This is a genomic window from Methylobacterium gnaphalii, from assembly GCF_007992215.1.
GTDB classification, from domain to species: Bacteria; Pseudomonadota; Alphaproteobacteria; order Rhizobiales; family Beijerinckiaceae; genus Methylobacterium; species Methylobacterium gnaphalii.
Genome location: NZ_BJZV01000056.1, coordinates 1 through 11,225, shown reverse-complemented (window position 1 = coordinate 11,225; position 11,225 = coordinate 1). Strand labels below are relative to the sequence as shown.

Annotated in this window: 7 protein-coding genes and 1 tRNA gene; 3 read left to right on the top strand and 5 right to left on the bottom strand. The window is 63.4% G+C overall.

Annotated elements, in window-relative coordinates:
- Positions 1-521: 521 nt before the first annotated feature.
- On the top strand, positions 522-1,322 hold the full coding sequence (locus tag MGN01_RS22295) for a recombinase zinc beta ribbon domain-containing protein (RefSeq protein WP_238258552.1): 801 nt from the start codon (positions 522-524) through the stop codon (positions 1,320-1,322).
- Here the strand turns inward: MGN01_RS22295 and MGN01_RS22290 are convergent.
- The 4 genes from MGN01_RS22290 to MGN01_RS22275 form a co-directional block, all read right to left on the bottom strand.
- A tRNA-Arg gene (locus MGN01_RS22290) sits at positions 1,293-1,369 on the bottom strand. The two genes, MGN01_RS22295 and MGN01_RS22290, sit on opposite strands and share 30 nt — an antisense overlap.
- A gap of 366 nt (positions 1,370-1,735) precedes the next feature.
- A complete protein-coding gene (locus tag MGN01_RS22285; protein WP_147048998.1) occupies positions 1,736-3,043 on the bottom strand; it encodes an HlyD family type I secretion periplasmic adaptor subunit in 1,308 nt (435 codons plus the stop codon).
- On the bottom strand, positions 3,040-4,764 hold the full coding sequence (locus MGN01_RS22280; RefSeq protein WP_147048997.1) for a type I secretion system permease/ATPase: 1,725 nt from the start codon (positions 4,762-4,764) through the stop codon (positions 3,040-3,042). The genes MGN01_RS22285 and MGN01_RS22280 overlap by 4 nt, the downstream gene beginning before the upstream one ends.
- Before the next feature lie 93 nt (positions 4,765-4,857).
- Positions 4,858-6,909, bottom strand: coding sequence for a hypothetical protein (locus tag MGN01_RS22275; RefSeq protein WP_147048996.1), 2,052 nt, complete (start codon positions 6,907-6,909; stop codon positions 4,858-4,860).
- Positions 6,910-7,458: 549 nt separating this feature from the next.
- On the opposite strand from MGN01_RS22275, the gene MGN01_RS22270 reads away from it, so the two are divergent.
- Together MGN01_RS22270 and MGN01_RS22265 are read left to right on the top strand one after the other, a co-directional pair.
- Positions 7,459-8,472, top strand: a complete 1,014-nt coding sequence (locus tag MGN01_RS22270; protein ID WP_170246121.1) for a hypothetical protein — start codon at positions 7,459-7,461, stop codon at positions 8,470-8,472.
- Positions 8,473-9,042: 570 nt separating this feature from the next.
- Entirely contained in the window at positions 9,043-10,755 is a 1,713-nt protein-coding gene (locus MGN01_RS22265; protein WP_147048994.1) for an AMP-binding protein, read from the top strand.
- 156 nt (positions 10,756-10,911) lie between these two features.
- On the opposite strand, the gene MGN01_RS23845 is transcribed toward MGN01_RS22265, so the two are convergent.
- Positions 10,912-11,225, bottom strand: a 314-nt coding sequence (locus MGN01_RS23845) for a hypothetical protein (RefSeq protein ID WP_170246120.1), incomplete at its 5' end; no start/stop codon positions are given.

Here is an 11,225-nt window from a genome sequence, read left to right as displayed (position 1 = left end):
CCGAGTAATCATCTGCGCCACTCAGTTGGCTAGCTGCCCTATTTCTAGGTTGAGCAACTCGCGCCGCACCAGCTCGTGCACTTCGGGTCGGAGCGCGTTTCTGACTGCCTCGCGTTTTAGGATTTCAGCGGTGTGTCCTGCGAACGGATGATCGGACGCCCAGCGCTGACAGATCATCTCCGTGATCTTCCTATTTGGCACGGCGATTATTCGATCATAGCGCGGCGTATCAGCGAAGCCATCGCATCTCATGGGTCGCGTAGTCTGTAAGCGGGGAGCGGACGCTTAAAAGGTCTTATAAGGGTCGGGAGCGGGCGCGGCGACGACGTCCGCTAATCTGGATTGGCGCCTAAACGCGGACCAGCCCCAAACCACCCAACGCGGCCATCAGCTGTCCGCCGACTACGTCTGCTTCCAAATGGGAAATCGTCGACCCCAAACGATCGGATGGGCGCTTTGCGGATATTCCGGCAAGGACTTTCACAGCCAAGAACGCCATCAGCGTACCGGCCATCATTGATGTGGCCGAGTTCGAGGCGGTGCAGGCCACGCTCAAGGCGCACAACCCGCGCACAACGCCCGCCCGGGTGGTGACGGGCCCGATCCTGCTCACGGGTCTGGCCACCTGCACGACCTGCCGCGGGCCGATGACGCTGAGGACGGGCACGTCGAAGTCCGGCCACGTGCACAAGTACTACAGCTGCTCGACGCACGGGCGGCAGGGCAAGACCGGCTGCACGGGCCGGTCGATCCGCATGGACACGCTCGACGCGCTGGTGACGGATCATCTCGTGGCGGAACTGCTGCAGCCGGGCCGGCTGCGGGCGACGCTCTCGTCGCTGTGGTCGCTGCGGGCGGATAAGGCGGCGCAGGTCGACGGGCGCGTGGCGGCGCTGCGGGGCGAGGCGGCGGGCGCGGAGGAGAAGCTGGCGCGGCTCTACCGGATGGTGGAGGAGGGCGTGACCGAACTCGACGACATCCTGGCCGCGCGGATCGCGGCGCTGAAGGCGGAGCGGGACCGGGCGAGGGCCGCGCTCGACCGGATGCAAGTGGCCGAACGGCTGCCCGCCGAGATCGCGCCGGCGCTGGTGGAGCGGTTTGGCAAACTAATGCGGGAGAACGTGACGGCGGGGGTGGTGCCGTTCCGCAAGGCGTGGCTTCAGGCGATCGTGGACAGGGTGGAGGTGGGCGCGGACGTCGTCCGCATCGTGGGCGACAAGGCCAGCCTGGAGGCCGCCGTCCTCGCCGCCGGCTCAGCCGCCGCGCCCGGTGTTCGCAGTTCTGTACGGAAGTGGCGCACCCGACACGATTCGAACGTGTGACCTTTGCCTTCGGAGGGCAACGCTCTATCCAGCTGAGCTACGGGTGCTGACCGTGCGCCGTGAGTAGCCCAAGCTGCGGTCTCGTGCAACGGCGGAGCATTGGCGGCGGGAGCCGCTCATAGGGATGAGGGCGAGACGCTCCAAAGGCAAAGGTCACACGTTCGAATCGTGTCGGGTGAGAGGGGGTAGCTCAAGCTCGGCGATGTCTCTGCGGATGCGATGCGGGCACGGAGTTCGGTGTGTGCCGCTCCTGCGCCGCTCGCTGGACGACATGTCATAGCGCAAGCTGATCGATGGAGGTGTTCTCTCCCTGGAAATTTGAGGATGCAGAGTGGGCGGTGATCTAACCGCTTCTGCCAACGGACGTGCGCGGCAAGGAGCGCGTTGACGACCGGCGAAACGCTTCGGCTGCCTCACTTCTCGCGAAACGCGCGCCGAGCCTGATCCGCTAGGGGCTTGGTCAGATACGAGAAGACTGTGCGGTCAGCTGTGCGGATGAAGGCCTCGACCGGCATGCCGGGCACCAGCCGGGCGCCGTCGAGCCGGCTGAGTTCGTCCTTTGGGACGCCGAGGCGCACGAGGTAATAGTAGCTCCCCGTGCGCTTGTCCTCGCTGACGTCGGCGGCGATGCGGGTGACGCGGCCGTTCAGCTCTGGCGTCGTGCGCTGGTCGAAGCTCGGGAAACGCAGGCCCGCGGCTTGGCCGAGGCGCAGGCGGTCGATATCCTGTGGGGCTACGCGGACTTCGACGACCAGAGAATCAGCGGTTGGCACGATCAGCATGATCGCCTCGCCCGGTGAGATCACGCCGCCGCGGGTATGCACGGTAAGCTCGTGCACGTAGCCAGCTTGCGGCGAGCGGATATCGATGCGCTTGAGCTGATCCAGAGCTGTGATCTTCTGCTCGGTGAGCGTAGCGACTTTGGCGCGAATCTCGGCGAGTTCCTTGGCGACATCGCTGCGCAGGTTCTGTTCGAGCTGGATGATCTGCAACTCGGTCTCTGAGATTTTGCCCCTGGTCTGGGCGATGTTGGCGATGAGCAGGCCGCGCTCGCCCTTGAGCCGCGAGATATCGCGTTCGAGGGCAGTAAGGCGGGTGAGCTGGATAAGGTTCTTCTTCCATAGGTCCTGCACACCATCATACTCGCGGTTGATGATTGTGGATTCCTGCTCCTTGCCGGCGGCCTGCTCGGTGAGACCTTTGATCTCCTCCTGAAGTTGGCCGACGCGTTCCTTCAACTGTGCTTTCTGGCCCTGGAGCGCCTCACGCCGGAAGTGGAACAGCCGGCGCTCGCCCTCGACGATGCGGGTGACCTCAGGACCAGCGTCCGTCAGCTCGGCGGGAAATTCGACCGCTTCGAGCCCGTCACGCTCTGCCTCCAACCGTGCCCGGCGTGCGGCCAATTCGAAAAGGCTCTTACTGACGCTGTCGTAGGTCGCCTGGGCGGTGGTAGCATCGAGGCGGATCAACAGGTCGCCGGCCTGGACGCGAGCGCCCTCCTGCACGTTTAGATCGGCCACGACGCCGCCGGTCGGGTGTTGCACCTTCTTGATATTGGTCTCCACCACCAGCGAGCCGCTGGCGATGATGGCGCCGGAAAGATCAGTCGTGCCGGCCCAGGCGCCGGCACCCGTCGCCAGGGTGATCACTGCGAGGACGCCCGTGATGTGCCGGCGTAGCGACCGGCGGGTGTCGCGGGTGAGATCGGCTGGCGTGCTCATGCGACTCTCGTGGGCTGCTGACGGGTCAGGGCGCTGAGCTTCGCGAGCACCTCGTCGCGCGGGCCGTGCAGCTGCACGCGGCCTTCGCCGAGCACCATTATACGGTCGACCGCCGTCAGGGCGCTAGGGCGGTGCGCGACCAGGACGACGATACCGCCCCGCGCTCGGACCGCCTGAACGGCCGCGGCCAAGGCGCGATCTCCCTCAACATCGAGGTTGGAATTCGGCTCGTCGAGAACCACGAGAAACGGATCGCCATACAGCGCTCGGGCGAGAGCGATGCGCTGTCGCTGGCCGCCGGAGAGCCCAAGTCCGCCGCTGCCGACGCGGGCGTCGTAGCCGCCAGGCAGGCGGAGAACGATTTCGTGCACGCCGGCCGCCCGTGCCGCGGAGAGCAGGGCTTCCGGAACGGGCTCGGGATCGAAGCGGGTGATGTTCTGGGCGATGGTGCCGTCGAACATCTCGATGTCCTGCGGCAGGTAGCCGATGGCGCGGCCGAGGGCGTCCGGGTCCCACTGGTCGATCGCCGCCCCGTCGAGGCGGATGACGCCGCGGCTCGCCCGGGCGAGGCCGACCAGCGCGCGCGCGAAGGTCGACTTGCCGGAGGCACTCGGCCCTATCACACCGAGCGCATTGCCGGGTGCGAGGGCGAGGTTGATGTCATGCAGCGCCAACGTGTCGGTTCCGGGGATGGCGACGGAGAGGGCCGTCACCCGCAAGCTCTCTCGCGGGGCCGGCAGGGGCGTCGGGTCTGTCGCCGCCTTGCGCGGCAGGAAGGCGACGAGGCGGGTCCAGGCTTGGCGCGCAGCCGAAAAGGATTTCCAGTTGGCGATGGCGAGATCGACCGGCGCCAGTGCGCGGGCGGACAGGATGGTGGCGGCCAGCATCACGCCCGCCGTCGCCTCCTCGCGCACCACGAGATAGGCGCCGAGGCCGAGGATGCCGGATTGCAGCACCGTCCGCATCAGCCGCGCGCTCGCGCCGAAGCCAATGGAGAGGTCGTTGCCGTAGCCGGCGACGTCGAGGTTCCTTTGCGTGCGCTGCTGCCAGAGATCGGCGATGCGCGCGCGCATGCCCAAAGCCGAGAGCAGCGGCGCGGTGCGGTGCGCCATGTCGGTGAAGGAGCGCCGCTCGCTCGCCGCCAGCACAGCCTGGCGAGATGGGCCGGCCTGGGCCCAGTCCGTGAGGATGGTCAGTCCGCACAACATCACCGCGCCGCACAGGATTGTCAGGCCGATCCAGGGATGAAACATGAAGCAGACGGCGACGTAGAGCGGCACCCATGGGAGGTCGAAGAAGGCCGTGAAGGCCATGCTCGACAAGAAACCGCGCACCGTATCGAGATCGCGCAACGCCTGGGGGCCGTCATCGCTGCGCGGCACCTCGCAGCCGCGGGCGAGCAGGTGCCGGAAGATGCGGTCGCCGAGCCGCTCGTCGACGAGGCGTCCGAAGCGCGACAGGATGCGCGCGCGAAACACTTCGAGGGCGCTCTGGACGATGAAGAGGACCAGCGCGATGCCGGCGAGGCCGACCAGGGTGGCGAGGCTGCGGCTCGGCAGCACGCGGTCGTAGACCTGCAGCATGAAGACCGGCGCGGTCAGCATCAGCAGGTTGATGAGACCGCTGATGCCGATGACGGTCAGAAGAGCGCCTCGGCCCGCCTTTGCGGCACTCCAGAATTCGCGGGATTTGGCCAAACGCAGCACACGATCTTCGCTCACGTCTCGGTTCCAGATCGGGGGGAGACGCGTGCCGCGTCAGGCCGGGATGTTCGGAAAAAATCCCCGCCGCGAACGGCGGCGGGGCTCGTATTCTCAGAGGCCGAGCAAGTGCAGGCCTCCGGTGGACGAGTGCGGCGTCGGATCCGAGTGATGGACGTCCGTGTGCCCGCCGAGATCGATCGAGATTAGGCCGAGATCGAGACCGCCCTGGTGCGAAGCTTCCATGCCCGTCGCGTCCGAGGAAGCGGTGTGGACGAGCTCGAGGGCTTGGCCGACAAGCGAATCCCCAGCGGCACCGCCGCTGGCCGGCAGCGGAAGGCTATCACCGGAGAGGAGGTTCGCGCTGAGGAGGCTCGGTTGGTCCGTGCCGACGCTGACCGCGCCGACCTGCACCGCGTGGGAGAGTTCGGCAGGAGGCGTAAGGACTCCGACATTCGCAGCCGGCGTGGAGGTGGTGGGTCCAGCCGAAATATCAATCAGCGGGTGCTCTCCCTCCCCGCCTCCGCCCGCCAGGCCACCGACAAGCGAGGTCACCGGCGAGAGGAGCCCGCCGCCGGAAGACCCGCCGCCGCCACCCGTCACGCCGTCGAGGATCGAGGTCACGGGAGCGAGGATTCCGTCGACCGGCGAGCCATGATCGCCTCCGGTCACGCCGTCGAGGATCGATGTAACTGGCGAGAGCAGGCCGTCACCGATGCTTGAACCGTCGCTTCCGCCGGTCACACCCTCGAGAATGGAGGTAACGGGAGCCAGAATGTTGCCGCCCGTCGATCCTTCAACGCTACCGGTGAGACCTCCGAGCACGCCGTCAAGAAGGCCAGGCACGCTGCCGACGACACCGCCGGCTGCACCCACAACGCTGCCGAGATCGCCCACGACGTGGTCGAGGCCGCCCGCCACGTCGCCGCTCAGGATGCTGCCAGGCAGATTGACGACATCGGTGAGAAGGTTGGTGCCGTCACCGAGAGCACCGAGCCCGACGGTGGTGCCGAGATTGATAACCTGATGGAGAGGGTCGTTCAGGAGCGGCAGATCATGGCCGAGATTCTCCAGGTTGGCGTGGATGCCGTCGATCAGGCCGTTGGCGGCGTCGCCGACGGGCTGGAGCAGTCCTCCGCTGTCGAGCAGGTTTCCGGTGAGGCCATCGCCATCGCCGGTCACGCCTCCGAGAAGCGCTGTGACCGGGCTGAGTAGGCCGCCGTCACCGGTCAAGCCGCCGAGGATGCCACCCAGCCCTGAGCCGGCCTCGCCGCCGGTGAGACCGCCGAGCAGCGAGGTCACCGGCGCCAGAATGCCGCCGCCATCACCGGTGAGGCCGCCCAGCAGACTCCCCGGGATCTGGATGACGTCCTGAAGCAGGCCCGTCGCCGCTCCGGTGACGCTGCCGACATCGGCCAGGATCGGGGGGAGGGCCTCGAGCCCCTGCCCGCCGAGCAGATCGCCCGGTAGCGAGACGAGATCGGTCAGCAAATTGCCATCGGTGCCGAGATGGCCGAGCCCGACCGTCTCGCCGAGATTGGTCAAGCCGTGCACCGCGTCGTTGAGCAAAGGCACATCGTGACCGAACCCTTCGATATCGGCGTGAAAGTTCAGGACGGCGGTGTTCGCGAGGTTGGAGACGGGTGCGAGAAGCCCATTGGACGAGAGCAGATTGCCGCCCGCTGTGGTGTTGGTGACCGCGCCGATCAACCTGTCGGTCACACCAAGCACGTTGCTGACATCGTTCAGTATGGGAGTGGCCGAGGAGAGGCCTCCGCCGCCGAGAACCGCCTGCGGCAGCGCGGTGGCGTCAGTGAGCAGATGCTCGGGCTCCCCGAGCTTGCCGAGGCCGATAGTCTCGCCAAGGTTGGTGAGGCCATGGATCGGCCCGTTGACCGGCGTTATCTCGTGCCCGGCGTTTTCCAATGCCGCATGGAAGTCGAGGACGGTCTGGTTGGCGATCTCCGTGATCGGCTCGAGCAGCCCGGATGTCGCGCCTTGCGTCGAACTCAGATCGACCTCGGTATCGATCAGCGAGGTGATCGGCCCGAGGCTTCCAAGCTGACCGGTCGATAGAGCCGTCGACGACAGCAGTGCGTCGGGCGCCATCAGCCATTCGAGCGATCGCAGGGGTTGGGTAACGGTGGACAGAATTGATGCCGACATGAGGTCCTCCAAAGTTGAAAGACCAACACATGTTGTAACGTCGGGTTCTCGGCATTATCTACGTGGTAAATATTTTCTTATATACAATTGTAAATTCATCATTTTGCGTGAAGACGCAAATCTGTTTTTCATACGAAACGCTGATATTATGAGAAGTGCAGCGCTGCACCTGCGCGTCGTCGCGCAACGGTGCCGGTGTGATGGCGCGCGGCTATCAATTCTCCGGAGAGCTCCAACGGCAAAGGTCACGCGTTCGAATTGTGTCGCGTGCGCAGAGCCCGGCGTTTGGAGCAGGATCAACGCTGCGGCACACGTGAGGCGCCTCGACTGTGCCGTTCGAGCGCCGGCAATTCGTGCCTCTTTCCCGACGCAGCATTTCCTAGGTCGACATCGACCGGCACCCCTGCCCTACCCGCTGCGATTTCGAGCCGAGTTCGAACGTCGGAGCTTGCCGGGGCTATCATGTAAGGCTGACACATGGTTCGAGGACTGCCATGCGAAACCGAAATCTGACTCGGAGAGGTCTACGATCTGGTCTGGTCGATGCCGATGAGCAGGCTCGCGGCCGAATTCACGATCTCGGATGTCGGTCTGAAGAAGACTTGCCAGCGGCATCGAATTCCGACGCCTCCACGTGGCTACTGGGCCAAGCTCGAAGCAGGGCAGAAGCCGAAGCAGGCCATCTTTGTCGAAGTGAAGGATGCGCGTCTCAATCAAATCGAGATCGGCGCGAACGCGGTCGCGTTGCCCGAACCTGTGCGCGAGGTGATCGCGGCGCGAAGGGCAGAAAGGAAACTCGAACGCCTGTGGCCGCCGAAACTGGACCCGGTCGCCTTCGAGCCAGTCACCGCACCCCACCCGGCCGTTCACGAGACGATTAAGGCGCTTCGACGCTGCAAGCCGACGGAGGCCGCGGTTGAAGCGATCGGCGACGGCTTATGCGGGGTCTCCGTCGGCAGAAAGAGCATCGAGCGCGCCGCGTTCGTCCTCGATGCCATGGCGCGTGCTCTATCCGATCGAGGGCGTCAGCTCGAACCAAGCGGTCCAGCTATGCAGGTCGTGGACGGCCCCGATAAAGTGATCATAGTCCTGAAGGAGCGGTCCCGGACGGTTGACCACGTCCCTACTCTCGAGGAGCTGGCCGCGGACGCGCGTCGAGACGAACAGCGCCAACGACATTATCGGAATCCGATGCGATGGCCCTTGCCGCCTTTCGGGCGCGCTTATCCGTCCAAGGACACTCTCTGGCTTGGGGAATTGGTCCTGCAAATCGAAGGCTACAGCGAAGGCGTTCGCCGGACTTGGGCCGACGGCCGATCGCAACGCCTGGAGGGCCTCATTCCCTCCATCGTTGATGGGATCGAGGTTCTACTTGCAGCCCGTAAGGCGCGACGTGAAGATAGTGAGGAGCGGGAAAGGCGATGGGCCGAGCTTCAGCGTCGTCGTGACCTGGCCCGGGCCCGGCAGGAACGAGAAAAGGCCCGGACAGAGTTTTTCGAGCATCTGGTAGAGCTGCGCCGCAGTGCTGATGGTCTGCGGGAAGCCCTGGCGGTTGTCGCATGAGGAACCCGGTCGACCGATCTTGATCAGATATCACGGATGATGGCTTGGGGAGAGTCACGCCTGCGCAGGTTGGAGGATCAGCTTCGGCCTCAGCACATCGAGAAGCGGCTCGCAGAAGCAAAACTCTTCCCCGCCGGTGCAGAGGACGAGTTGTTCGACCCGCTTGGTGACCCAAGTCCGTCGTCTTCGTCCTGGTGAATGCCAAGCTGGCGACCACTTCAGCTGCCTCCTCGGCTGCTTGGCTTTCCGACGATATCACAGGCGCCGTGGGGTAAAAGCTCATCCCGTATGCGCCCCCAATGATGCGGCTTGTCCCATGCGGCTTCACTGTCTGCCAACGATGTTTCGCTGATTCCGGTGGTCCCATAAGGCACTGCCTACGACTAGATCAAATTTTTCTAGGACTTCGACTACTCTGACCGTCGCGGCATAGTAGCCTCGGAGCCGGGCGACATCCGGCGATTTCAGAATCTCAGAAATATTGTCTAATATCCGTCGATTAAAAAATCTGGACGTTGCCACGGGTAATCAGATAAACTGGCTTGCTATCGCGTTCTCACGGGTGCGAATATGAGCAAAGCTTGGCTTGCGCATTACGATCCCGGTGTTCCTGAATATGCCGATGTTGCGCGCTTCAACTCACTCGCACAGATGTTCGAGGAAGCAGTCTCTCGCTTTCGGGACCGCCCCGCTTTCAGCAGCATGGGCCGCGAACTTTCATACGGCGATCTCGATAAGGCATCGGCTCGGCTCGCCCGTCATCTGCGCAACGTCCTCAACCTGCAGCACGGAGATCGTGTCGCGATCATGCTTCCGAACGTGCTGCAGTATCCGATCGCCTTCTTCGGTGTCGTCAGGGCCGGTCTGGTCGTCGTCAACGTGAATCCACTCTTCACCGCGCCAGAGCTGGTGCATCAACTCAGGGACAGCGGGGCGAAGACGGTCATCGTCCTAGAGAATTTCTGCGCGACACTTGAAGAAGCTCTTCGCCATATCGTCGTGCCAAATGTCATCGTCACCTCTGTAGGCGACGAGCTCGGTATGGCGAAGGGTCTGCTGACGAATTTCGTCGTGCGGTGCATCCGCAAGCTCATAGCGCCCTGGCAAATCGACGGCTACCAACGATGGCGGCGCGTAACAGCGCGCCGAAGATCGATCGCAGCCCCAAATGTCGTGCTCGAACGTGGCGATACCGCTCTTCTGCAATATACGGGTGGAACAACTGGATTTGCTAAGGGAGCAATATTGACCCACGGAAACGTGCTGGCTAACGCACTAATCTTGGGGAATTGGTTCGCAGCAATTAACGATGGGCGACGAGAAAAGTATCTTGTTGCATTGCCGCTCTATCACGCGTTTGCGCTCATCTGCCAAGTTGTTCACCGCTTCATCTTCGGCGGCTGTGGCGTGCTGATTGCTAATCCTCGGGATCTCGATGGCCTCGTCGCTGAAATGCAGCGACATCGTTTTCGAAACCTTGCCGGCGTGCCCAGCCTCTTCCAAGCGCTGGCGCGCTATCCCGGAATTCGGAAGGTCGACTTCAGCGAGACTGCTGCCTGTTGTTCCGGCGGAGCGCCTCTGACGACTGCCGTAGCCGAAGCCTGGAAAGCGGCCACAGGGCTGACGATTATCGATGGATACGGGCTAACCGAAGTCGCTGGTGTTGCTGCGATGAACCCGCTTGGCCAACGATCCTCGCGTAGCGGCATAGGCTTTCCCGTCTGTTCGACTGAGATCGAGATACGTCGAGAAGACGGTTCGCTCGCAGCTCCGACCGAGCCTGGCGAGATTCACATCCGCGGCCCTCAGGTAATGCTCGGCTACTTCAATCAGCCGGAAGAGACGGCCCGCGTCCTCGACGCTTCAGGCTTTTTGGCGACGGGTGATATCGCGACCATGAGCGAAGACGGATACCTCACGCTCGTAGAACGCAAGAAAGACATGGCGATCGTCAGCGGGTTTAACGTCTATCCAAGCGAGATCGACGATGTCCTCACGCGGCATTACGGAATCCTGGAGGCGGCGGCTGTCTCCGTGCCGGATCCTGAAACGGGTGAGGCGATCATCGCCTGTGTGGTGAGGCGGGATTTGAACCTAACCGAAGCTGCCGTGATCGAACACGCTCGCGCTTCCCTTACGAGATACAAGGTTCCTCGTTGCGTAGTTTTCCTCGACACCCTTCCCAAGACACCTGTCGGTAAGGTTCTACGTCGCGTCCTTCAGGAGCAAGTCGGAAAACTGGCTGAACGTGCTGGAAGCAAGTCGACTGAGGCGCAACAGTAGCTCGTCTGGGAATAACTTTTGCAGGAGTTCCGCTGAAAGGCCCTGCGAGCCATAGTGCATGAGATGCTCGGGTTAGAGCGTGATTAGTGAGGCGGAATTTCTGCCGTCATTATCTCCCGTAAATCCCTCGGACCAATAGCATCAGCAGCGCTGCTTCTAGGCGAACGCGATGGACCAGAAGCAGCGATTATAGCCCGACGGGCGGTAGCAGCCCATCATCAAGATGGTGCCCTGGGAGACATCACTTAGGGTGATCTGCTCGTCTTTATGCAGGTCGACGCAGGCAGGAGTCTCGCCGGGCTGTTGTTCGTTGTTCTTCCGTTTAAAGAACTCGACCCAAAGAACAGGATCGAGCTTCATGTAACGCACGGCTTGGTCGGCGTCGGCGAGGCTGCGGCAGACGGTCCAGCTATGATCCTGCGTGAACTTTTCTGCTGTAGCTTTGGGCCTGCGCTGCGCAGGGAAGGCTT

What these genes read in the sequence shown, in the direction of transcription:
- MGN01_RS22270 (WP_170246121.1), top strand. Translation starts at nt 7,459, where the DNA reads ATGAGCAGGCTCGCGGCCGAATTCACGATCTCGGATGTCGGTCTGAAG.
- MGN01_RS22275 (WP_147048996.1), bottom strand. Translation starts at nt 6,909, where the DNA reads ATGTCGGCATCAATTCTGTCCACCGTTACCCAACCCCTGCGATCGCTC.
- MGN01_RS22285 (WP_147048998.1), bottom strand. Translation starts at nt 3,043, where the DNA reads ATGAGCACGCCAGCCGATCTCACCCGCGACACCCGCCGGTCGCTACGC.
- MGN01_RS22265 (WP_147048994.1), top strand. Translation starts at nt 9,043, where the DNA reads ATGAGCAAAGCTTGGCTTGCGCATTACGATCCCGGTGTTCCTGAATAT.